At 59.5% G+C, this 23,086-nt stretch carries 21 protein-coding genes; 14 read left to right on the forward strand and 7 right to left on the reverse strand.

Features of this window, described 5'->3' with window-relative positions; translation table 11 throughout:
* Positions 1 to 65 precede the first annotated feature (65 nt).
* Positions 66 to 716 (reverse strand): GNAT family N-acetyltransferase, encoded by a 651-nt coding sequence (locus FGA82_RS25000; RefSeq protein ID WP_141129139.1) that lies wholly within the window; start codon positions 714 to 716, stop codon positions 66 to 68.
* Positions 717 to 1,018: 302 nt separating this feature from the next.
* Between FGA82_RS25000 and xthA the strand changes: the two genes are divergently transcribed.
* Both xthA and FGA82_RS25010 read left to right on the forward strand, forming a co-directional pair.
* Positions 1,019 to 1,831, forward strand: a complete 813-nt coding sequence (gene xthA / locus FGA82_RS25005; protein WP_141129140.1) for an exodeoxyribonuclease III — start codon at positions 1,019 to 1,021, stop codon at positions 1,829 to 1,831.
* A 188-nt stretch (positions 1,832 to 2,019) separates the two neighbouring features.
* Positions 2,020 to 3,354 carry a substrate-binding domain-containing protein gene (locus FGA82_RS25010; protein ID WP_141129141.1) on the forward strand — a complete coding sequence of 445 codons (1,335 nt, stop codon included), beginning with the start codon at positions 2,020 to 2,022 and terminating at the stop codon, positions 3,352 to 3,354.
* 132 nt (positions 3,355 to 3,486) lie between these two features.
* On the opposite strand, the gene FGA82_RS25015 is transcribed toward FGA82_RS25010, so the two are convergent.
* Complete coding sequence (locus tag FGA82_RS25015) at positions 3,487 to 4,716, reverse strand: acyl-CoA dehydrogenase (protein WP_134178261.1); 1,230 nt, start codon at positions 4,714 to 4,716, stop codon at positions 3,487 to 3,489.
* Between the two features lie 171 nt (positions 4,717 to 4,887).
* Between FGA82_RS25015 and FGA82_RS25020 the strand changes: the two genes are divergently transcribed.
* The 3 genes from FGA82_RS25020 (at position 4,888) to FGA82_RS25035 (ending at position 7,466) form a co-directional block, all read left to right on the forward strand.
* A complete protein-coding gene (locus FGA82_RS25020) occupies positions 4,888 to 5,817 on the forward strand; it encodes a LysR family transcriptional regulator (protein WP_016986544.1) in 930 nt (309 codons plus the stop codon).
* 204 nt (positions 5,818 to 6,021) lie between these two features.
* Positions 6,022 to 6,420: a MerR family transcriptional regulator gene (locus tag FGA82_RS25025; RefSeq protein ID WP_007917234.1), complete on the forward strand. Its 399-nt coding sequence runs from the start codon at positions 6,022 to 6,024 to the stop codon at positions 6,418 to 6,420.
* A gap of 146 nt (positions 6,421 to 6,566) precedes the next feature.
* A complete protein-coding gene (locus FGA82_RS25035) occupies positions 6,567 to 7,466 on the forward strand; it encodes a hydroxymethylglutaryl-CoA lyase (RefSeq protein ID WP_141129142.1) in 900 nt (299 codons plus the stop codon).
* A 665-nt stretch (positions 7,467 to 8,131) separates the two neighbouring features.
* Here FGA82_RS25035 and FGA82_RS25040 read toward each other — a convergent pair.
* On the reverse strand, positions 8,132 to 9,829 hold the full coding sequence (locus FGA82_RS25040; protein WP_141129143.1) for an AMP-binding protein: 1,698 nt from the start codon (positions 9,827 to 9,829) through the stop codon (positions 8,132 to 8,134).
* Positions 9,830 to 10,126: 297 nt separating this feature from the next.
* Between FGA82_RS25040 and FGA82_RS25045 the strand changes: the two genes are divergently transcribed.
* The 4 genes from FGA82_RS25045 to FGA82_RS25060 all read left to right on the forward strand — a co-directional run bounded on the left by FGA82_RS25045 (position 10,127) and on the right by FGA82_RS25060 (position 15,874).
* A complete protein-coding gene (locus FGA82_RS25045; RefSeq protein WP_110719347.1) occupies positions 10,127 to 11,290 on the forward strand; it encodes an isovaleryl-CoA dehydrogenase in 1,164 nt (387 codons plus the stop codon).
* A 97-nt stretch (positions 11,291 to 11,387) separates the two neighbouring features.
* Positions 11,388 to 12,992: a carboxyl transferase domain-containing protein gene (locus FGA82_RS25050; RefSeq protein ID WP_141129144.1), complete on the forward strand. Its 1,605-nt coding sequence runs from the start codon at positions 11,388 to 11,390 to the stop codon at positions 12,990 to 12,992.
* Between the two features lie 117 nt (positions 12,993 to 13,109).
* A complete protein-coding gene (locus FGA82_RS25055) occupies positions 13,110 to 13,925 on the forward strand; it encodes a gamma-carboxygeranoyl-CoA hydratase (RefSeq protein WP_141129145.1) in 816 nt (271 codons plus the stop codon).
* A complete protein-coding gene (locus tag FGA82_RS25060; protein WP_141129146.1) occupies positions 13,925 to 15,874 on the forward strand; it encodes an acetyl/propionyl/methylcrotonyl-CoA carboxylase subunit alpha in 1,950 nt (649 codons plus the stop codon). The genes FGA82_RS25055 and FGA82_RS25060 overlap by 1 nt, the downstream gene beginning before the upstream one ends.
* A 40-nt stretch (positions 15,875 to 15,914) precedes the next feature.
* Here FGA82_RS25060 and FGA82_RS25065 read toward each other — a convergent pair whose 3' ends face one another.
* Positions 15,915 to 16,574, reverse strand: a complete 660-nt coding sequence (locus tag FGA82_RS25065) for a LexA family protein (RefSeq protein WP_141129147.1) — start codon at positions 16,572 to 16,574, stop codon at positions 15,915 to 15,917.
* Positions 16,575 to 16,704: 130 nt separating this feature from the next.
* Here FGA82_RS25065 and FGA82_RS25070 point away from each other — a divergent pair, with 130 nt between their 5' ends.
* Positions 16,705 to 17,043 carry a DUF6124 family protein gene (locus FGA82_RS25070; protein WP_141129148.1) on the forward strand — a complete coding sequence of 113 codons (339 nt, stop codon included), beginning with the start codon at positions 16,705 to 16,707 and terminating at the stop codon, positions 17,041 to 17,043.
* A 164-nt stretch (positions 17,044 to 17,207) separates the two neighbouring features.
* On the opposite strand, the gene FGA82_RS25075 is transcribed toward FGA82_RS25070, so the two are convergent.
* The gene (locus FGA82_RS25075) at positions 17,208 to 17,426 is read right to left on the reverse strand and encodes a hypothetical protein (protein WP_141129149.1); all 219 of its coding nucleotides are present in this window, start codon (positions 17,424 to 17,426) and stop codon (positions 17,208 to 17,210) included.
* A 96-nt stretch (positions 17,427 to 17,522) separates the two neighbouring features.
* Here FGA82_RS25075 and FGA82_RS25080 point away from each other — a divergent pair, with 96 nt between their 5' ends.
* Complete coding sequence (locus tag FGA82_RS25080) at positions 17,523 to 18,674, forward strand: M14 family metallopeptidase (protein WP_141129150.1); 1,152 nt, start codon at positions 17,523 to 17,525, stop codon at positions 18,672 to 18,674.
* Between the two features lie 142 nt (positions 18,675 to 18,816).
* Positions 18,817 to 20,010 (forward strand): MFS transporter, encoded by a 1,194-nt coding sequence (locus FGA82_RS25085; protein ID WP_141129151.1) that lies wholly within the window; start codon positions 18,817 to 18,819, stop codon positions 20,008 to 20,010.
* On the opposite strand, the gene FGA82_RS25090 is transcribed toward FGA82_RS25085, so the two are convergent.
* Together FGA82_RS25090 and FGA82_RS25095 are read right to left on the reverse strand one after the other, a co-directional pair.
* On the reverse strand, positions 20,007 to 20,552 hold the full coding sequence (locus FGA82_RS25090; RefSeq protein ID WP_141129152.1) for a cytochrome b: 546 nt from the start codon (positions 20,550 to 20,552) through the stop codon (positions 20,007 to 20,009). The two genes, FGA82_RS25085 and FGA82_RS25090, sit on opposite strands and share 4 nt — an antisense overlap.
* The gene (locus FGA82_RS25095; protein ID WP_141129153.1) at positions 20,549 to 21,655 is read right to left on the reverse strand and encodes a catalase family peroxidase; all 1,107 of its coding nucleotides are present in this window, start codon (positions 21,653 to 21,655) and stop codon (positions 20,549 to 20,551) included. Before FGA82_RS25095 ends, FGA82_RS25090 begins: the two co-directional genes overlap by 4 nt.
* A 157-nt stretch (positions 21,656 to 21,812) precedes the next feature.
* Between FGA82_RS25095 and FGA82_RS25100 the strand changes: the two genes are divergently transcribed.
* Positions 21,813 to 22,319 (forward strand): sigma-70 family RNA polymerase sigma factor, encoded by a 507-nt coding sequence (locus tag FGA82_RS25100; RefSeq protein ID WP_016983921.1) that lies wholly within the window; start codon positions 21,813 to 21,815, stop codon positions 22,317 to 22,319.
* Positions 22,316 to 23,071: an anti-sigma factor family protein gene (locus FGA82_RS25105; protein ID WP_141129154.1), complete on the forward strand. Its 756-nt coding sequence runs from the start codon at positions 22,316 to 22,318 to the stop codon at positions 23,069 to 23,071. Before FGA82_RS25100 ends, FGA82_RS25105 begins: the two co-directional genes overlap by 4 nt.
* The last annotated feature ends 15 nt before the right edge of the window (positions 23,072 to 23,086 follow it).

The following is a 23,086-nucleotide window of genomic DNA, read 5'->3' on the forward strand; positions in this document are numbered from 1 at the left end:
GGCGCGGATGCTATCACGGGCTTGGGAGCGTGATAGAACAGGAAATTTCCCAAGAAGTTCGATTGTCATGCTGTTGCAGTTTGTAACACCTGCGGATTGGCGTGGAAAAACACGTGTTCGCGCACCGGCCCGACAGCAACTTCGCCGATCTCTTGGTAACCCTGCCTTTTATAGAATTCCAGGTAGCGCGGGTTGCCGGTGTCGAGCACAACACCTTGCGAAGTTTCATCGACCGCGCACCAGTTGTGTACGGCGGTCAGCAGTTGTTCGCCAAAGTGTTTGCCCTGGAATTGTGGGTGAATCCCCAGCAGCGGCAGCATGTGCACCGAATCAGTCGGCACGCAGGCGGAAACGGCATCGTGGTATTCCAGATAGCGGCGGGTGCAGCGAAAACCGGTGCTGAGCACCATGCGCAAACGCCACGCCCAACTTTCGGTGATGCCCAGGCGTCGTTGCGGCGGCGCGATCAAAGCGATGCCGATCAGGCGATCGTTGACCAGCAGGCCGATCGCGGGCAGGTCCTGCAGAAAGTGTTGCTTGACCAGCTCACGCACCGTTGCCCGCACGCGTTGTTCGTAGCCGGGACGCTCGGCTTCGAACAGGTAACCGAAAGTCGGCTCGTGGCGATAGGCCTGATAGAGCAGCGAGCGGGCTTCGCGGGAATAGCCGCGATCGAGCATATGAATGTCGGCGATGGCGGTCTGGGTTTCAGGCATGACGGTGATTCTCCCCGGGGCGCGTGCAAATGGCGGCGCTCTTGTTGGTACGAACCTTTTGCGGGTGGCGTGGTTCCCCACAGGTATAGACCAAGTCGGGATCTTCATCGACTGGGCGGACGCTATCGCGAGTAGGCGAAGGCCTACATTTGGAATGCGTTCCCCCTGTAGGAGTGAGCCTGCTCGCGATGGCGCCATTGCTGACAACACAAATCCCACAGCCCAAAATGATTTCTCCCACCCCACACTGGCCCATCTCCCCCATGTCAGCTAGCATCGCCCTTTTGCCAGGACTGCCGACCATGAAGATCGTTTCCTTCAACATCAACGGACTGCGTGCCCGTCCGCATCAGCTGGCAGCGCTGATCGAAAAACACCAGCCGGACGTGATCGGCCTGCAGGAAACCAAGGTTCACGACGACCAGTTCCCGCTGGAAGAAGTCCGCGCCCTCGGCTACCACGTGTACTTCCACGGCCAGAAAGGCCATTACGGTGTGGCGATGCTCTCGCGCCAGGAACCCATCGCCATCCACAAAGGTTTCGCCACCGATGAAGAAGACGCCCAGCGCCGCTTTATCTGGGGCACCTTCGCCGACGCCAATGGCGTGCCGGTGACGATCATGAACGGCTACTTCCCGCAGGGCGAAAGCCGCGACCATCCAACCAAATTCCCGGCCAAGCAGCGTTTCTACAGCGATCTGCAAGCACTGCTGGAAAGCCAGTTCCACAATGAACAGCCCGTGGTGGTGATGGGCGATGTGAATATTTCCCCGGAAGACTGCGACATTGGCATCGGCCCGGACAACATGAAGCGCTGGCTGAAAACCGGTAAGTGCAGCTTCCTGCCGGAGGAGCGCGAGTGGATGGCGCGCCTGAAAAACTGGGGTTTGACCGACAGCTATCGCCACCTGAACCCGGACGTGACCGACATGTTCAGCTGGTTCGACTACCGCAGCCGTGGGTTTGAGGATGAGCCGAAGCGTGGCCTGCGCATTGATGTGATTCTGGCGTCCCATGGTTTGTTGCCGCGGGTGAAGGCGGCGGGCGTGGACTATGAACTGCGCGGGATGGAAAAACCTTCCGATCATGCGCCGATCTGGCTTGAACTCAGCTGATCCCAAGCCTTACGCAATCCCTGTAGGAGTGAGCCTGCTCGCGATAGCGGTGGATCAGTCAATATCTAAGTTGATTGATCCACCGCTATCGCGAGCAGGCTCACTCCTACAGGGGATCGCTGTCATCTTTTGGTCATGCGCCTGACTTAATCTCCCCGGCAATCCCCTTGGCTTGATTCGGTGCCGGCATGACCCTGCGTGTTCTGTGCGTGTTTCTCTTGAGTGCGTGGCTGACGGTTTCTGCCGCCCCCCTGCCCCTTCCTGAAAACGGCCCGGCGCTGCGCATTCAAGGCTCCAACACCATCGGCGCCGAACTCGGCCCGGCTCTGGTCGAAGGTTTGCTGCAGGAACAAGGCCTGCTGAAAATCCACCGCGAAACCCCGGACACCGCCAACGAACTGCGCATCGTCGGACAGACTGCTCAAGGCAAACGCGTGATCGTTGAAGTCGCCGCCCACGGTTCCAGCACCGGTTTTGCCGCATTGAAAAACGCCAGCGCCGATCTGGCTGCGTCTTCCCGCGAGATCAAAGACAGCGAGTTGCAGACTTTGCAATCGCTCGGCGATCTGAAAAGCCCCGCAGCCGAACAAGTCATCGCCATCGATGGCCTGGCGATCATCCTGCATCCCGATAATCCGCTGCAGCAACTGGACACTGAGCAACTGGCGCGGATCTTCGCCGGCGAAGTGAAAAGCTGGGAAGACCTCGGTGGGCGCGGCGGTGCGATTCATTTATATGCGCGGGATGATCAGTCCGGCACCTACGACACGTTTAAAGAACTGGTCCTTAGCCGGCGTGGGAAAAGTCTGAACAGCGCGGCGAAAAGGTTTGAGTCCAGCGAGCAATTGTCCGACGCGGTGAGCAGCGATCCGCAAGGCATCGGCTTCATCGGCTTGCCCTACGTGCGTCAGGCCAAAGCCGTGGCCATCGCCGATGGCGCGTCGCAATCAATGTTGCCGCAGAACAGCCTGATCGCCACAGAAGACTATCCACTGTCGCGGCGCTTGTTCTTCTATCTGCCACCCAACAGCAAAAATCCCTGGACACAGGCCTTGGTGACGTTTGCGCAAAGTCGTCAGGGTCAGGCGATTGTCGCCGCCAACGGTTTTATCAGCCAGACCGTGCACGCCATGAGCGTCGCGCCGAATGCGCTGATGCCCGAGGGTTATCAATCCCTCAGCCGTCACGCCCAGCGTCTGACAGTGAATTTCCGTTTTGAAGAAGGCAGCGCGAACCTCGACAACAAGGCGCGTCAGGATCTGGCGCGGGTGATCGACTATATAAAGAGGCATGACAAAAGCGAGCGTGCGGTGACACTGGTCGGGTTTGGTGATGCCAAGGATGACCCGGCACGGGCGGATCTGCTGTCGAAGCTGCGGGCGATGGCGGTGCGGCGGGAGTTGGTGAAGAACGGCGTGGTGTTGCGTGAGGTTCGTGGCTTTGGTGCGTTGATGCCGGTGGCGGCGAACAATGCGGATGAGGGGCGAATCAAGAATCGGCGGGTTGAGGTTTGGGTGTATTGATATTCGCCAGATCGTTCCCACGCTCCGCGTGGTAACGCCGCCATGGACGCTCCGCGGCTACTGTGACGCGGAGCGTCACGGGATGCATTCCCACGCAGAGCGTGGGAACGATCAGGATCTCTCAGTCCAGGATCAGCGCTCGCTACGCAGCATCTCCTTCGGCACATACTTGCCGATCTCGAACTTGCCGATCGCCGCGCGGTGCACTTCGTCCGGGCCGTCGGCAAGGCGCAAGGTGCGTTGCATGGCGTACATGTAGGCCAGCGGGAAATCGTTCGACACCCCGGCCCCGCCATGCATCTGGATCGCTCGGTCGATCACCCGCAGCGCGACGTTCGGCGCTACCACTTTGATCTGCGCGATTTCGCTTTTCGCCACTTTGTTACCGACGGTGTCCATCATGTACGCCGCTTTCAGCGTCAGCAGGCGCGCCATGTCGATCTCCATCCGCGAGTCGGCAATCTTGTCGACGTTACCGCCCAGACGCGCGAGCGGTTTGCCGAACGCAGTGCGGCTCACCGCGCGTTTGCACATCAATTCCAGTGCGCGTTCAGCCATGCCGATCGAGCGCATGCAGTGGTGAATGCGGCCTGGGCCAAGGCGACCTTGAGCAATCTCGAAGCCACGACCTTCACCGAGCAGGACGTTTTCGTACGGCACACGCACGTTGTCGAACAGCACTTCGGCGTGGCCGTGTGGCGCGTCGTCGTAGCCGAATACTGGCAACGGACGGACGATTTTCACCCCGGGGGTGTCGACCGGCACGAGGATCATCGAGTGCTGCGCATGGCGCGGTGCATCGGGATTGCTCAGACCCATGAAGATCAGGATCTTGCAGCGCGGATCGCAAGCGCCGGAGGTCCACCATTTTTTGCCGTTGATCACCCACTCGTCACCATCACGCACAGCGCGGGCGGCCATGTTGGTCGCGTCAGACGAAGCCACGTCGGGTTCGGTCATGGCGAACGCCGAGCGGATCTCGCCGCGCAGCAGTGGTTCGAGCCAGCGTTGTTTCTGTTCTTCGTTGGCATAGCGCACCAGCACTTCCATGTTGCCGGTGTCTGGCGCCGAGCAGTTGAACGGCTCCGGGCCGAGCAGCGAGCGGCCCATGATTTCCGCCAGCGGCGCGTATTCAAGGTTGGTCAGACCGGCGCCGAGTTCCGATTCCGGCAGGAACAGATTCCACAGGCCTTCGGCTTTGGCCTTGGCTTTGAGCTCTTCCATGATCGCGGTCGGCTGCCAGCGATCGCCTTCGGCAACCTGGCGTTCGAACACCGCCTCGGCCGGATAAACGTAAGTGTCCATGAACGCGGTCACGCGCTCACGCAGTTCTTGCACCTTGGGCGAATAAGCGAAATCCATGATCAATTACCTTCTTGGGCAGAGGTTGTTTAAGTCATGCAATCGATGCTAGAACAGCGTTGATAATTTACCTAGCCTATTCTCGGCGTGTATAAACATTCATCACCGATATATGATCGGCTGATTGCCAGCCCCCAAAACACCGCCCTAAATAACAAGAGAAGCCGCGTTATGAATCTGAGTAAGGTCGACCTCAACCTTTTCATCGTCTTCGACGCGATCTATACCGAAGCCAACCTGACCCGCGCCGGGCAGATTGTCGGCATCACCCAGCCGGCGGTGTCCAACGCGCTGGCACGGTTGCGCGAGACCTTCAACGACCCGCTGTTCGTGCGCACGGCGCAGGGCATGGTGCCGACGCCGATGGCGCAGAACATCATCGGCCCGGTGCGCAACGCACTGTCGCTGCTGCGCGTGTCGGTTCAGGAAAGTCGCATTTTCAACCCGGCGCAAGCGGTCAAGACCTACCGCATCAGCATGACCGACCTCACCGAGGCAGTGATTCTGCCGCCGCTGTTTCAGCGCCTGCGCCGCTTGGCGCCGACGGTGATCATCGAAAGTTTTCTGTCCAAGCGCCGCGAGACCACTAAAGAGCTGGCTGCCGGACGTCTGGATTTTGCCGTGGATGCACCGCTCAACACCGACCCGCAGGTGCGTCACGTCAAGCTGATGGAAGACCGTTACGTGTGTGCGATGCGCAAGGGCCATCCGATGGCGGGCAAGGAAAAACTCTCGCTGGATGATTATTTGTCGCTGACGCATATCCACATTTCCAGCCGCCGCAGTGGTTTGGGCTATGTCGATCTGGCGCTGGGCAAAATGGGCATTCAACGCAAGATCGCTCTGCGCTCGCAGCATTATCTGATGGCGTCGCAGGTGATGCAGCAGACTGACATGGTCATGACCGTGCCGGAGCGCTTCGCCCGTCGGCATGAGCTGCAGGCGTTTAATCTGCCAGTGAATGATGTGCCGCCGGTGGAGACGCATCTGTATTGGCATGAAAGCACCGATCAGGATCCGGCGAATCGCTGGATGCGCGAGCAGATGATCGAGTTGTGCCAGCAGGTGACGGCGCAGGAGAAGAAGCTCGATAAGGTGTAGGGCTTTTTACCGAGTCATCGTTCTTCGTCGGAACGCCGCCCGGAGACAAGCTCGCTCCCACACTGGAGTTGTGGTGTTCACAGAACCATGTGGGAGCGAGCTTGCTCGCGAAGAGGCCAGCACTGACAACAACAAATCATCCCGCTTGACGTAAACGTCAACCTGCCATTAGCTTAGCGCCAAGACCTTTTTCCGAGCGCTTCCATGAGCAGCCAGACTTACAGCATCTCCGACCTCGCCCGCGAGCTGGACATCACCACCCGGGCGATTCGCTTTTATGAAGAGCAAGGCCTGCTCAGTCCTGAGCGTCGTGGCCAGGAACGCATCTATTCGCCGCGCGACAAGGTCAGCCTGAAGCTGATCCTGCGCGGCAAACGCATCGGTTTTTCGCTGGCCGAATGCCGCGAACTGATCGAACTCTACGACCCGTCCAGCGGTAACACCAAACAGCTCAACAGCATGCTGGCGAAAATCACTGAGCGCCGCGAGCAGTTGGAGCAGCAGTTGCTCGACATTGAGCAGATGAAGCTCGAACTCGATACCGCCGAAGAGCGCTGCGTGCAGGCACTGGAGCAGACGCTCAAGAGCCAGCAGGCGATCTAACGGATCAAACACTGTTCCCTGTGGGAGCGAGCTTGCTCGCGAATGCGCCGGGTCAATCACCATAGATGTTGAATGACAGATTGCATTCGCGAGCAAGCTCGCTCCCACAGGGTTCTCCACGAATTCAAAAGAGCAGGTCAACCGCCATGTCCCTCCCCTCCCAAGTACGCCTGATCGAAGTCGGCCCGCGCGATGGCCTGCAGAATGAAGCCCAACCGATCAGCGTCGCCGACAAGGTGCAACTGGTCGACGCTCTCAGCGCCGCTGGCCTCGGCTATATAGAAGTCGGCAGTTTCGTTTCGCCCAACTGGGTACCGCAAATGGCCGGTTCCGCCGAGGTGTTCGCGCAGATCCAGCGCAAACCCGGCGTGACCTACGGTGCACTGGCGCCAAACCTGCGCGGCTTTGAAGACGCCATAGCCGCCGGCGTCAAGGAAGTCGCGGTGTTCGCCGCTGCCTCCGAAACCTTCTCGCAACGCAACATCAACTGCTCGATCAGCGAAAGCCTGGCGCGCTTCGCGCCGATCATGGAAGCGGCGCAACAGCACGGCGTTACCGTGCGCGGTTACGTGTCCTGCGTGCTCGGCTGTCCGTACGAAGGCACGGTCGCGCCAGAGCAAGTGGCAATGGTCGCGCGCGAGTTGTATGCGATGGGCTGCTACGAGGTTTCGCTGGGCGACACCATAGGCACTGGCACTGCTGGCGCGACTCGCCGTTTGTTTGAAGTGGTGTCGGCGCAAGTGCCACGGGAAAAACTCGCCGGGCATTTCCACGATACTTACGGCCAGGCCATGGCCAATATCTATGCCAGTCTGCTTGAAGGCATTTCAGTATTCGACAGCTCTATCGCGGGCCTCGGCGGCTGCCCGTACGCCAAAGGCGCGAGCGGTAACGTTGCTACCGAAGATGTGGTGTACCTGCTCAACGGCCTCGGCATCGAGACCGGAATCGACCTGGACGCCTTGATTGCCGCGGGTCAGCAGATCAGCGCGGTGCTCGGTCGCCCGAGCGGTTCGCGCGTGGCCAAGGCTCGCAGCGCACAGTGAGGGGACAAGGTGTTACCGCTGTGTCCGAAATGTGGGTTCAAGCGAGTAACACGGAAACAAATTGTCTGGTTTCGCTGGAGTGAAAAATCGCTGTAATTCTCAAGCTATTGATTTATAAGGAATTTTAAAAGTTGGCACGGCTTCTGCTATCTCTTTGGCATAACAAGAATAAAAAGCAGCAAACCAATAAAAATAAGACGTACCGACTCTGACATAACAAAAACAACACGGCAGAGACGCAGCTAACAGATTTTTTTGGAGAAGGTGTGCTTTTCAGGGTGCTCTCAGGAGTGACCCGCAACCGGGCAGAGAACAATAAAACTACCTTCAGGTAGCTCCCGAATCGGTTGGATCGCTTAGCGAGAAAGTAGATCAGCGCTCAAAAAAATACGTTTGCTCTTGACCCCGGATGGGGGTCGCCAAAAACAGCGGTAAAGGGCCACGGTTGCCAAAAACAACAACAGACCGACCCTCAATAATAAAAAAGAGCACGCGACGACAAAATTAAAGGGGAGCCTCGGCTCCCCTTTGTGCTTTCTGTGATTTGTGTTTTGACTGCGTATCCCCTGTGGGAGCGAGCTTGCTCGCGAATGCGGTGTGTCATCAACAAAGATATTGGCTGACCTGACGCCTTCCGAGCAAGCTCGCTCCCACAGAGGTCGCGGTTACCGCTCGATAGTTTTCAGTTCTTCGATGCTAATTTCACGCATTCTGAATTTCTGAATCTTGCCCGTCACCGTCATCGGAAACTCTTCAACGAACTTGAAGTGCCGTGGCGTCTTGAAGTGCGCGATGCGTTCCTTGCACCAGGTTTGCAGCTCCAGCTCGGAAGCGTTGTGGCCGGGGTGGAATTTGATCCAGGCAACAATCTCCTCGCCATAACGTGAGCACGGAATGCCGATCACCTGCACGTCCGCCACCGCCGGGTGGGTGAAGAAAAACTCTTCCAGCTCACGCGGATAAACGTTCTCGCCACCACGGATGATCATGTCTTTGTTACGCCCAGCGATGTTGACGTAACCCTCCTCGTTCATGCTCGCCAGGTCGCCAGTGTGCATCCAGCCCGCCTCATCGATGGCTTCAGCGGTGGCCTGCGGATTGTTCCAGTAACCGAGCATCACACTGTAACCACGGGTGCACAGTTCGCCGATGGTGCCGTGCGGCACGAGGTTGCCGGCCTCATCAATGATCTTGCTTTCCAGCTGTGGCTGCGTGCGGCCAACGGTGGTCACACGCAGTTCCAGCTCGTCGTTCGGGCCGGTTTGCAGCGACACCGGGCTGGTCTCGGTCATGCCATAGGCGATCTGCACTTCGCTCATGTGCATTTCGCTGATGACCCGGCGCATCACTTCGATCGGGCATGTCGCGCCGGCCATTATTCCGGTGCGCAGGCTCGACAGATCGAATTCGCCGCGTTGCGGCTGGTCGAGCATGGCGATAAACATGGTCGGCACGCCATAAAGGCCGGTTGCTTTCTCTTCGGCAACGGTTTGCAGGGTCAGCAATGGATCGAACGCGTCGTTGGGGTAAATCATCGTACTGCCGTGGGTGATGCAGCCGAGGTTGCCCATGACCATGCCGAAACAGTGATACAGCGGCACCGGGATCACTAGACGGTCATGCGGGGCCAGGCCGATGCTTTCACCGACCATGTAACCGTTATTGAGGATGTTGTAGTGGCTGAGGGTCGCGCCCTTGGGGAATCCGGTGGTGCCGGAGGTGTACTGGATGTTCACCGGTTGATCGAAGTGCAGGCTGTCGCTGCGTTCGTGTAGTTGTTCTTTGGAGACACTGGTTGCCATGTCGGCCAATTGCGACCACGGCAGGAAACCTGACGGTGGCTGCGGGTCGAGGCTGATCACCCCGCGCAACTCCGGCAAACGCTCACTGCGCAATTGGCCGATGGATTGTTCAGCCAGTTCCGGCACCAGGCCTTGCAACATACCGTGGTAGTTGGAGGACTTGAATGCCCCGGCGCAGACCAGCCATTGGCAGCCGGATTGCTTGAGCACGTATTCGAGTTCGGAGCTGCGGTAGGCCGGGTTGATGTTGACCAGGATCACGCCGATTTTCGCCGTAGCGACTTGGGTGATGCACCACTGCGCGCAGTTCGGTGCCCAGATGCCGAGGCGGTCGCCGGCCTGCAAACCCAAAGCGAGCAATGCTCTGGCGTGCAGATCCACCGCATCGGCCAGTTGTCGCCAGGAATAACGCAACTGCTGATGGCGCACCACCAGCGCTTCACCATCGGGGTACTGCGCGACGGTGTGATCGAACTTCTGCCCGATGGTCATCGCCAGCAAGGCTTTGTCCTGAGAACCATGGGTGTAGCTGCGTTGCGGGTTTGCACTGGGTTGATCCATGACGACCCCTATTGTCTTTATTAGTGGGTTTTGCCGGATTTAACTCCTGTGGGAGCGAGCTTGCTCGCGAAGAGGCCAGCGGATTCAACATCCATGTTGACTGATCTGACGCTTTCGCGAGCAAGCTCGCTCCCACAAGGTCCGCTCCGTTTCAATCTTGAACTGATCCTACTCTCGCTCAAGTTGACGTTAACGTAAAGGGTGATTGACAGTCATCCGTCACAGGCTTACGTTAACGTAAAGGTGAGAGCTGAGTGACCGCCCTCCCCACCCTACAAAAAAGCCAAAAGGTGACCCATGAGCTATCCATCCCTGAACTTCGCCCTCGGTGAAACCATCGACATGCTGCGCGATCAGGTTCAGTCCTTTGTTGCCAAGGAGATCGCTCCGCGCGCGGCGCAGATCGACAGCGACAACCTGTTCCCCGCTGACATGTGGCGCAAGTTCGGCGACATGGGCCTGCTCGGCATCACCGTGCCGGAAGAGTACGGCGGCGCAGGCCTGGGTTACCTGGCGCACGTCGTGGCTATGGAAGAAATCAGCCGCGGTTCGGCTTCAGTGGCGCTGTCTTACGGCGCGCACTCCAACCTCTGCGTCAACCAGATCAACCGCAATGGCAACCACGAACAGAAAAGCAAATACCTGCCGAAGCTGATCAGCGGCGAACACGTCGGTGCGTTGGCGATGAGCGAGCCAAACGCCGGTTCCGACGTGGTTTCAATGAAACTGCGCGCCGACAAACGCGGCGACCGTTTCGTCCTCAATGGCAGCAAAACCTGGATCACCAACGGCCCGGATGCCAACACCTATGTGATCTACGCCAAAACTGATCTGGAAAAAGGCCCGCACGGCATTACCGCGTTCATCGTCGAACGTGACTGGAAAGGCTTCAGCCGCAGCAACAAGTTCGACAAGCTCGGCATGCGTGGCTCAAACACTTGCGAGTTGTTTTTCGACGACGTTGAAGTGCCGGAAGAAAACATCCTAGGCGTACTCAACGGCGGCGTGAAAGTGCTGATGAGCGGCCTCGATTACGAGCGCGTCGTGCTGTCCGGTGGCCCGACCGGGATCATGCAGTCGTGCATGGACCTGATCGTGCCGTACATCCACGACCGCAAACAGTTCGGCCAGAGCATCGGCGAATTCCAGCTGATCCAGGGCAAAGTTGCCGACATGTACACCCAACTCAACGCCAGCCGCGCCTATCTGTATGCGGTTGCGCAGGCTTGCGAGCGCGGCGAAACCACGCGCAAGGATGCCGCCGGGGTAATCCTCTACACCGCTGAGCGCGCCACACAAATGGCCCTCGACGCGATCCAGATTCTCGGCGGTAACGGTTACATCAATGAGTTCCCGGCGGGCCGCTTGCTGCGCGACGCCAAGCTGTACGAAATCGGCGCCGGCACCAGTGAGATCCGTCGCATGCTGATCGGTCGCGAACTGTTCAACGAAACGAAATGAATTTCGTCAGCGGCGAGCCGCAAGTTTCAAGCTGCAAGAGAACAGCTTTAACTTGCCGCTCCAAGCTTGCAACTCGTAGCTGCTTACGGAGTAAGCCATGATTCTGCACACTCAGCTCAATCCTCGCTCAGCGGAGTTCGCCGCCAACAGCGCGGCGATGCTCAAACAGGTCGACGCCCTGCACACCCTGCTCGCCCAAGTGGCGCAGGGCGGCGGCGCGAAAGCCCAGGAACGCCACACCTCGCGCGGTAAATTGCTGCCGCGCGAACGCATCAATCGCCTGCTCGATCCGGGTTCGCCGTTTCTGGAAATCAGCCAACTGGCCGCCCACGCGGTTTACGGCGAGGACGTCCCGGCCGCCGGTGTGATTGCCGGGATTGGCCGGGTCGAAGGCGTCGAGTGCATGATCGTCGCCAACGACGCGACGGTTAAGGGCGGTTCGTACTACCCGCTGACCGTGAAAAAGCACCTGCGCGCGCAGACCATCGCGCAGCAGAATCGTCTGCCGTGCATCTATCTCGTCGACTCGGGCGGCGCCAACCTGCCGCGTCAGGACGAAGTGTTCCCGGATCGCGAGCACTTCGGGCGGATCTTCTTCAACCAGGCCAACATGAGCGCGATGGGCATTCCGCAGATCGCCGTGGTCATGGGCTCCTGCACTGCTGGTGGCGCGTATGTGCCGGCGATGGCGGACGAAGCGATCATGGTGCGCAATCAGGCGACGATTTTTCTCGCCGGGCCACCACTGGTGAAAGCTGCGACCGGTGAGGTGGTCAGCGCCGAGGATCTGGGCGGCGCCGATGTGCACTGCAAGATTTCCGGCGTTGCCGACCACTACGCCGAGAGCGACGAACATGCGCTCGCTCTCGCCCGCCGCAGCGTTGCCAACCTCAACTGGCGCAAGCTCGGAGAAGTGCAGCAACGCACGCCGATTGCGCCGTTGTACGCCAGCAATGAGTTGTATGGCGTAGTTTCCGCCGATGCCAAGCAGCCGTTCGACGTGCGCGAAGTGATCGCGCGACTGGTCGACGGTTCGGTGTTCGATGAATTCAAAGCGCTGTTCGGCAGCACGCTGGTCTGCGGTTTCGCCCACCTGCACGGCTACCCGATCGCGATTCTGGCCAACAACGGCATCCTCTTCGCCGAAGCCGCGCAGAAAGGCGCGCACTTCATCGAACTGGCCTGCCAGCGCGGCATTCCGCTGCTGTTTTTGCAGAACATCACCGGTTTCATGGTCGGCCAGAAATACGAGGCCGGCGGCATCGCCAAACACGGCGCGAAACTGGTGACGGCGGTGGCTTGCGCGAAAGTGCCGAAATTCACCGTGATCATCGGCGGCAGCTTCGGCGCCGGTAACTACGGCATGTGCGGGCGCGCCTACGATCCACGCTTCCTGTGGATGTGGCCGAACGCACGCATCGGCGTGATGGGCGCCGAACAGGCGGCCGGCGTGCTGGTGCAGGTCAAGCGTGAACAGGCTGAACGCAGTGGCCAAACCTTCAGTGCCGAGCAGGAAGCCGAGATCAAGCAACCAATCCTCGACCAGTACGAAGAGCAGGGTCACCCCTACTATTCCAGCGCACGGCTGTGGGACGACGGCGTCATCGACCCGGCGCAGACCCGCGATGTGCTGGCCCTGGCCCTGTCCGCGTCGTTGAACGCGCCAATCGAACCGAGCCGCTTCGGCGTGTTCCGGATGTAATTTTTTGTGGGAGCGAGCCTGCTCGCGAATGCGCTTTGTCAGATAGCGGAAATGCCGACTGATACAACGCTTTCGCGATCAGGCTCGCTCCCGCAAGAACCGTGGAGACGGATGAATATGAGCGATTTCAACACCCTCGAACTGCAAAGCGACCCTCGGGGTTTCGCCACCCTGTGGCTCAATCGTGCCGAGAAAAACAACGCCTTCAACGCCGAGATGATCCGCGAGCTGATCCTCGCCCTCGACAAAGTCTCCAGTGATGCCAGCCTGCGTTTCTTGCTGGTGCGTGGCCGTGGCAAGCATTTCAGCGCTGGCGCAGACCTGGCGTGGATGCAGCAATCGGCCGAGCTCGATTACCACACCAACCTCGACGACGCCCGCGAACTGGCGGAGCTGATGTACAACCTCGCCAAACTGAAAATCCCCACCGTGGCCGTCGTTCAAGGCGCAGCGTTCGGTGGCGCGCTGGGGTTGATCAGTTGCTGTGATATGGCGATTGGCGCCGATGACGCGCAATTCTGCCTGTCGGAAGTACGCATTGGTCTGGCACCGGCGGTGATCAGTCCGTTCGTGGTGCAGGCGATTGGCGAACGTGCAGCGCGTCGTTATGCGCTGACCGCTGAACGCTTTGGCGGCCAACGCGCACGGGAAATCGGTTTGTTGTCCGAGAGCTATCCAGCCGCCGAACTTGATCAGCAAGTCGAACAGTGGATCAACAATTTATTGCTCAACAGCCCCGCCGCCATGCGCGCCAGCAAGGATTTGCTGCGTGAGGTCGGTAACGGCGCGCTGACCCCGGCGCTACGCCGCTACACCGAAAATGCCATCGCCCGCATCCGCGTCAGCCCTGAAGGTCAGGAAGGTCTACGCGCTTTTCTGCAAAAACGTCCGCCGAGCTGGCAAGCCGCAACCACCACCAAGGAGCCGCGTTGATGAGCGCACCCGTTCTCACCACCCTGCTGGTGGCCAACCGTGGCGAAATCGCCTGCCGCGTGATGCGCACCGCCAAAGCGCTGGGCCTGACCACGGTCGCCGTGCACAGTGCCACCGACCGTGAAGCGCGACACAGCCGTGAAGCGGACATCCGCGTTGATCTCGGTGGCAGCAAAGCGGCCGACAGCTATCTGCAAATCGACAAATTGATCGCAGCGGCCAGGGCCAGTGGCGCTCAGGCGATTCATCCGGGTTACGGATTTCTCTCGGAAAACGCCGGATTCGCTCGCGCCATCGAAGCGGCCGGGCTGATTTTCCTCGGCCCGCCCGCCTCGGCCATAGACGCCATGGGCAGCAAATCCGCCGCCAAAGCGCTGATGGAAACCGCCGGTGTGCCGTTGGTGCCGGGTTATCACGGCGAAGCGCAGGATCTCGATACCTTCCGCGATGCTTGCGCGCGCATCGGTTATCCGGTGCTGCTCAAAGCCACGGCCGGCGGCGGAGGCAAAGGCATGAAAGTCGTCGAGGACGTCAGCCAATTGGCCGAAGCCCTCGCCTCGGCTCAGCGTGAAGCGCAGTCGTCGTTCGGCGACTCGCGGATGCTGGTGGAGAAATACCTGCTCAAGCCGCGTCACGTGGAAATCCAGGTGTTCGCCGATCAACATGGCAACTGCCTGTACCTCAACGAGCGTGATTGCTCGATTCAACGGCGCCATCAGAAAGTCGTCGAAGAAGCTCCGGCCCCGGGCTTGTCCCCGGAACTACGTCGCGCCATGGGCGAAGCGGCTGTGCGTTCGGCGCAGGCAATCGGCTATGTCGGCGCCGGTACTGTGGAGTTTTTGCTGGATGCGCGGGGCGAATTCTTCTTTATGGAGATGAACACGCGACTACAGGTCGAACACCCGGTGACCGAGGCCATCACCGGTCTCGATCTAGTGGCGTGGCAGATCCGTGTTGCCCGGGGTGAAGCGTTGCCGATCACCCAGGATCAAGTGCCATTGAACGGTCATGCGATTGAAGTGCGTTTGTACGCCGAAGACCCTGCGAATGACTTTTTGCCGGCGACCGGGCGTCTGGCGTTGTATCGCGAATCGGCAGCTGGGCCGGGGCGCCGGGTGGATAGCGGGGTTGAGGAAGGCGATGAAATTTCGCCGTTCTACGACCCGATGCTCGGCAAGCTGATTGCCTGGGGCGAGGATCGTGAACAGGCCCGGTTGCGCTTGTTGAGCATGCTCGACGAATTTGCGATTGGCGGTTTGAAAACCAACATCAATTTTTTGCGGCGGATCATCGCCCATCCGGCGTTTGCGGCGGCGGAGCTGGATACCGGATTTATTCCGCGTTATCAGGAACAATTGCTGCCTGCCCCGGGCACTTTGAGCGATGCGTTCTGGAACGCGGCAGCGCAAGCTGTGGCGCAGAGTCTGCCGCAATTGGCGCGTCAGGATGATCCTGCTTCGCCATGGTCATTCAACAGCGGTTTGCGTGCGGGATTGCCACGGGAAATCACCCTGCATTTGAGTTGCGAGGGACAGGATCGAGCGCTGACGCTGAGTACCGATGATCACGCCAGACTGTCCGGCGAAGCACTCATCGTCGAGCACGACGGCGTTCGTCGTACATTGCGTGCCATCCGCCAAGGGGGCTCTCTGTACCTGCAATGGGAAGGTGAGTTGCGGCGCATCGAAACGTACGATCCGATCAGCGCCGTCGAAGCCAGTCACAGCCATCAGGGCGGACTGACCGCGCCGATGAACGGCAGCATTGTTCGTGTGCTGGTCGAGGCCGGGCAATCGGTCGAGGCCGGTGCGCAACTGGTGGTGCTGGAAGCGATGAAGATGGAGCACAGCATCCGTGCGCCGCATGCCGGGGTGATCAAAGCGCTGTATTGCCAGGAAGGTGAAATGGTTGGCGAAGGCAGCGCTTTGGTTGAACTGGAAGCCGTGTGATGGCGAGGATCGATCCTACGCCGGGCGAGGATCGATCTGACTAGTAACGCGCCGTTGCCTGAACCACAACGCCGATGATTCGACACTCATCGGTCAGCAGGGCTTTCGGCCACGTCGGATTGAGCGGCACCAGGTAACGCTGACCGCCCTCTTCGTCCAGCTTGCGAAAAATCGCTTCAGTGCTGTCGGGCCATTGGGCGATCACCAGTTTGCCGGGCACCGCCTCGGCGGCCGGGTCGACCAGAATCAGCATGCCTTCGGCAATGCTTTGGCCACTGGGCGCGGTCATCGAATCTCCCGTCACCGTCAACCAGAACGCCGAGCCACGCGCGTGGTAATCCGTCAGTTCGAAGCGCTGCTTGCCTGACGCCTTGGCGTAGGACGCCACATTGCTCTCGCGCACCTCGCACGTCGTCTGCCAGTCGCTGACCGGGTAACGGAAGTACGGGTTGTACTTCTGCGCCAGCGGCATGTCGTCGTCAGGCGTTACTTGCGGTTCCCGGATCACCAGCACCACTTCGAGAAAATCCATGCCCAGAGCTTGCAGCACGCGATTCATTTCCGTGATGCCGGGTTCGCGACGCTTGTTCAGCCAATGACCGATCCCGCCCTGGGACATGCCGACGCGCTCTCCGAGCTCTGTTTGAGTGATTTTGAGTTCACTCATCTTGGCCTTGACCAACTCAATCCATTTATCCATGTGCAGCACCTTACGTCGACGCCTTCGGCCAGCAAAACACATATTGTAGTATTTAAATTCTGGTCACAACTACACATAGTACTATTCTGAGGGCACGGATTTTCAATCGACCAAGGAGTGCCTCTTCATCATGAATATCAGCAGCAAAGACTTGCCCGATCTGCAAATGGACACCACCTTCACCTCCCCTCAGGGCAATGCGGCAGCGCAGCGAGCGCTGGACTATTACTTGAAACCAGCTGTGTCAGAACCCGAGGTCGACGAGCGTTTTTTCGATGTCAGGCGCCATCTCAGTGGCGAAGAAGCTCTGGTGCACGCCTCGGACCTGTTGCGCTGTGCGGCGGCCACGGCGTTCAAGGCAGCCGAAAACCTGCAAGGCGCGAGTCGCGATCTGGCATTTTCAGTGGTGCACATGGTGGATATGGCGCGGGCGATGGTCGACCATTCGCTTGATGCCGATGAAGCCTGAGGAACGGGATTGCGGAAGGACGGGAAAGAATTTCCCCATCGCGCAGATAAAAACATTTGACTTGCAAATGATAATGATTATTATTGCAAGCAGCTGGTCGCGAGATCAGTCGATGGACCAGAGACCTTAGGTCGGTCTTCTGGACTATCTCCTCATCAGGCTAATCACGGTTTTTGACCCGGCTTTTTGCCGGGTCTTTTTTTGCCCGTTTTTCGGGCTTGTGTCTTCAGGCTAATGAAGTCTTTAGGTGCTGCAAATTCGATGGCGCGGATAATATCAAAAGAATATCGCTTGGCAAGCCGGGCCCCGCCACATTGGGGCAAACTAATGACAATTAGCACTTGAGAATCAATCGCACAGTCTCTAAGCTGCTTGCGCGTCATGGAGGACGCCCCCCGCCACACCCCGCAATTCCCCTCGGTTTCAGCCCTGCCTGCGTGTAAAGTAACGGCCATAAAAATCATATTCAGGAATCGATTATGACCGTGGCCAAATCTTCGTTCGACATCAGCGCCAACTTCGACAGCGGCAACATCCAAGTCATCGACATCAGCAACCCGCTCAATCCGGTTCTGGCCATTCGCCCGGACACCCGCAGCGCTCACTTTCAGTGGTTCCACTTCAAGGCCAGCGGTCTGCATGTTCATCAGGAACACTGGTTTCGCCTGGTCAACGCGAGTCAATCTTCCTATAACAAAGCCTGGACCGGCTATCAGGCAGTCGCGTCTTACGACCACGTCAACTGGTTCCGCATCCCAACCAGTTTTGAAGGTGACAGTCTGCGCTTTTGTCTCGAAGCCGAGCAGACCCACGCCTGGTTCGCCTATTTCGAACCCTATAGCCGTGGCCGTCATGATTGGCTGATCGAGCAGGCGCTGAGCAAGGCCGGCACCGAATTGCTGGCCACCGGAAAGAGCATCGAAGGTCGTGACATTCAGCTGCTGCGCAAAGGCACCGGCGCCGAAGGCCAGCGCAAAATCTGGATCATCGCTCAACAGCATCCGGGCGAACACATGGCTGAATGGTTCATGGAAGGCGTGATCGAACGCCTGGAAAGACATGACGATCCCGTGTTGAACAAACTACTGGCCAGCGCTGATTTGTATCTGGTGCCGAACATGAACCCGGACGGTGCCTTCCACGGCCACCTGCGCACCAATGCGATGGGCCAGGACTTGAACCGCGCTTGGCAGAATGCCAGTCAGGACGTCAGCCCCGAGGTACTTTTCGTACAACAGCAAATGGAAAAGTACGGCGTCGATCTGTTCCTCGACGTACACGGCGATGAAGAAATCCCCCACGTGTTCACCGCCGGTTGCGAAGGCAATCCGGGTTACACGCCGCGTATCGAAAAGCTCGAAGAGCATTTCCGCAGCCACTTGAAACACACCACCAAAGACTTCCAGACCAAGTACGGCTACACCCGCGACGAACCGGGCCAGGCCAATATGACCCTGGCGTGCAACAGCGTCGGCCAAAAATACGACTGCCTGTCGCTGACCCTGGAAATGCCGTTCAAGGATCACGACGACCATCCCGACAAAGAAACCGGCTGGTCGGGCAAACGCTCAAAACAGCTGGGCAAAGATGTGCTGACGACCATCGCAGACATGGTTGATACCTTGCGCTGACCCCCTCCCCGCGCACGACCCGAAGATCGCAGTCTGACTGCGATCTTCTGCTTTCTACCGTCCGTTGATTCGCTCAATAAGGTTGCAATATAAAACCCAATAGCGATAAGGTTTTATTTTGAAACCTAAAAGGACTCGGGACATGCAACCTCTCAACAGCGCAGTGGTTCTGCTTTTCTCTGTAGCGTGCGGTCTGGCCGTGGGCAACGTGTATTACGCGCAGCCACTGCTGGACGCCATGGCTGAAGCCTTTGCCATGTCGCCGGCGACCATCGGCATCGTCATCACCCTGACGCAAATCGGCTACGGCATCGGTCTTGTGTTACTGGTTCCCCTCGGCGATCTGCTCAACCGGCGCAAATTGATCGTCACTCAAACCCTTCTGTCGGCAGCGGCGTTGTTGATGATCGCGCTGGCGCCCAGCAGTGTCTGGCTGCTGCTCGGCATGACGTTGACGGGACTGCTCGCCGTGGTGACGCAGGTGTTGGTGGCTTACGCCGCCACACTAGCAATCCCGGCCCAACGCGGGCGCGTGGTCGGTGTAGTCACCAGCGGCATCGTGGTGGGAATTCTGCTGGCACGCACGGTTGCCGGCGGCATGGCCGATCTGGCTGGGTGGCGAGCGATCTATTTCCTGTCAGCCGGGCTGACACTGTTGATGGCGTTGCTGCTGTTTCGCGTTCTGCCCAAGCATGAATCCCCACAACCGGCGACTGGCTACATTGCACTGATCACCTCGGTATTCAGCCTGTTCAAAGAAGAACCGGTATTGCGCCAACGCGCGATCCTCGCCCTGCTGACCTTCGCCAGCGCGATGGTGCTGTGGACGCCGATGGTGTTGCCCCTGGCCGCGCCGCCACTGTCCTTGTCGCACAGTGAAATCGGACTGTTCGGGCTGGCCGGTGCCGCAGGTGCGCTGGCCGCCGCACGGGCCGGGCATCTGGCCGATCGCGGTCTCGGACAATGGGTCAGTGGTCTTTCGCTATTGTTGATGCTCGCTTCGTGGCTGCCTATTGCCCTCACCCAATCCTCGCTGTGGGCATTACTGCTCGGCGTGATCACCCTGGATCTAGGTCTGCAAGCCGTGCATGTCACCAGCCAAAGCATGATTTACGCTGTGCGCCCCGAAGCGCAAAGCCGTCTCACCGCCGGTTACATGCTGTTTTACTCAATCGGCAGCGCGCTCGGCTCCATCGGTTCGACCGCCGTGTACGCGTGGGCCGGCTGGATTGGCGTGTGCCTGCTCGGTGCGGCCATCAATGCCGTGGCGCTGGCGTACTGGTGGCTGACCCTGAAAAGCGGCGCACCGGCTCGATGCGCCACTCAAACGGGTTAGCCGCGATCGCGACCGCGTAACATGCTGTCGAGCACCTCGTCGCGGCGGATCCAGCCATGAAACAGCGCCGCCGCCAGGTGCAGCAGCACCGTCAGAAACAACAGGTAGGCCAGATAACCGTGAGCCTTGCGCAATAACGCGAACAGCTGCGCATCGGCCGGAACGATCGCTGGCAATTGCATCGTTGTACTGAGCATGACCGGCTCACCCGAAGCGCTGATCATTGCCCAGCCCAGCAACGGCAGCACCAGCATCAGCGCGTACAGCAACAGATGCGAAGCCTTGGCCGCCAGCACTTGCCAGCCCGGTAGATCCGCTGGCAGCGGCGGCTGGCGAGTAGTGAACCGCACCAGCAAACGCACAATCACCAGTGCCAGAATCGCAATGCCCAGCGGTTTGTGCAGATGGATCAGCCATTCATGCCGCTCAGAAACGGAGGTGACCATGCCGGCACCGATAAACAGCATGGCGATGATCATGACCGCCATCAGCCAGTGCAGCAGCCGCGCCAACAGTGCGAAATGCGTCGGTTGGGTTCTCATGGACGAGCCTCCTGTTTGGCAGCGGGCAACTGGCTGACTTCGCTGGTGCGGCGCAGATAGGAATCGGCGTAACCGGCGGAACGGGCCGCGAGCAACGGGTCATCGGAACCTTGAATCCCGGCCGGCAACACCAGCGGGTCATAGTTGATGTCACGGCATTCACCGCTCAGTTGCGGCTGGGTTTTTTCCAGCACCAGCGTGCCGGCGTTCAACACCTTGCGCCCCTCGGGCCAGGTCTTGCTGGCGTCGTTTACCGGATCTTCGGGATTGGCCAGAGTGATATTCAACTGAAAACGCAGCGGAGCAGACGCCAAACGTTGCACCAGATCCTTCTCGAGAAAATCGCCGCCCTCGGGTGCAGTGGCACCCGCAGCATCGCGCGCCAACGGCGTCATGCTCCAGCGTACGGCCTGCTTTTTACCGCTGGCGTCGACCAGATAGAAAGCGTTGACACTGTTGTAGGTTTCGGTGGCGTAGCTGGCCGAAGGTTTGGCCGTCTTCACCCAAGTCAGGAACGGCACGGTTTCCGGGTGCGAGGCGAAGAACGCCGGCACCTTGCTCGGATCCGGTTTACCGGTGGCCGGATCCGGCGACTGCGCCTGCTGCAATTGATAGAACGCCTCAGGCGTACCGACCGGGAACACCGGCATGCTGTTCATTCCGGTGCGCCACTGCTGTCCATTGGCCTGGGTGAAACGCAGTGCCAGACTGCGAATCGGCACGCTGCTGTCCGGTGCATACGGATTACCCGCCGGCAGCGCAAAGCGCCCGACCACCGGGGTCTGCGGTTCGTTGAACACCTGCGCAGAGGAGAACACCCGCGCCTCGCCACTGCTCTCGAAATGCCCGATCACGCACACGCCTTTGGCGTGGTTACGGCGAAACCCGGGGTGCACGCCGTTGTTCTTCTCCAGCACATCGACCAGCGTTTTTGGCGTCAGGCGTTGTGGGTCAAAGTTACCGTGAACGTAGGCAAACGCCCCAGCCACCGCAGCGACGACCACGGCAATGCCGCCCAGACGCAGGATCAGGCTCGCCGCACTCAGTGGTGGGCGCTGCGGCCCGCCGGGCGGTGCAGCATCGGGTGATGAACGATCAACCATGAAAAACTCCAGGGCCATCGGCCACAAGTAGGAAGAATCAGCAAGACGCACCTCGTCCGGGTTTATTCCACGCGACGGTATTTATTTTTCCGAACGTGGAATAACCTCCAACGGCGGACGTCTCCCTAGTCCACAGCGTAGTGACTAGCAGAATTTCATGAGCGAATTCGACGAACAGTTGAGAGAAATCATTCCCAGATTGCGCCGCTTTGCCGTGTCACTGACGCGCAACAGCAGCAGCGCCGACGATCTGGTGCAGGCCAGCCTTGAGCGGGCGCTGTCGAGTTGGGGCGATAAACGCGCCGACGGCGACTTGCGCGCCTGGCTGTTCGCGATTCTGTATCGGCAGTTTCTCGACGCCCATCGCCGCTCGCGACGCTATGCGCGCATGCTCGAATTCTTCACCGGACGCGACGATGCCGAGCCCTCGGTCGAGCGCACCGTCATCGCCCAGTCGACACTGCAAGCCTTCGACCGTCTGCCTACCGAACAGCGTGCCCTGCTGCTGATGGTCTCGGTGGAAGGCCTTTCCTATAAAGAGGTCGCCGAGATTCTCGGCGCCCCGATCGGCACCGTGATGTCGCGCCTGTCCCGCGCCCGCCAGGCCTTGCGCCAACTCAGCGACGGCGAAATCAGCAGCCCTTCTTTGCGGATACTCAAATGATCAGCCTGCCTCCCAACGAGCGTGACCTGCACGCTTATGTCGACCACCAGCTCAGCGACGCCGACCGGCGTGTGCTGGAAACCTGGCTGGCCAGTCACCCGGATCAAGCGGCGCAGGTTCGCGCCTGGCAACAGGATGCCCAGCAATTGCGCGCGGCTCTCAGCGGCGCATTGCAGCAGCCGGCCAATCCGGCGCTTGATCCGGCCATGATTCGCCAGCGCCGCCAGCGTCAGTCACGTCGCCATCTGGCCAGCGCCGCGGTGTTGCTGATCGCGGTCAGCGTCGGCGGTTTCAGTGGCTGGCAAGCGCGGGAGATGACTCTCGTGCGCCCGCCCATGTTGCCGATGACCGATGCGTTGCAGGCCTATCGCTTGATTGCCCAGCAAGGCATGCTGCCGGCCGATTACAAGGTCGACAATGACGGCGACATGCAACGCTGGCTCGACCGCTATTTCACCCGCGTCAGTCGTTTGCCCGATCTCAAAGCGGCCGGATTTGAACCGGTCAGCGGACGCCTGCTCAGCACTGATGAAGGCCCGGCGGCGATGGTCATGTATGAGGATGGCAGCGGGCACAAGGTGAGTTTCTACGTGCGCCCACCGGGGCCGAAGAACACCTTTTTGCCCCGTGGAAGCCGCAGTGATGGCGACTTGCAGGCCGAATACTGGTCGGGCGGCGGGTACAACTACGCGATGGTCAGCCCGGTTGATACGCCGGCGGCGCAACAGCTCAAGCAATCACTGCAATTCTGAAAACACCGCTGTTCT

Origin of the sequence: Pseudomonas fluorescens, from assembly GCF_005938625.1 — a bacterium.
Taxonomy (GTDB): domain Bacteria; phylum Pseudomonadota; class Gammaproteobacteria; order Pseudomonadales; family Pseudomonadaceae; genus Aquipseudomonas; species Aquipseudomonas fluorescens_BD.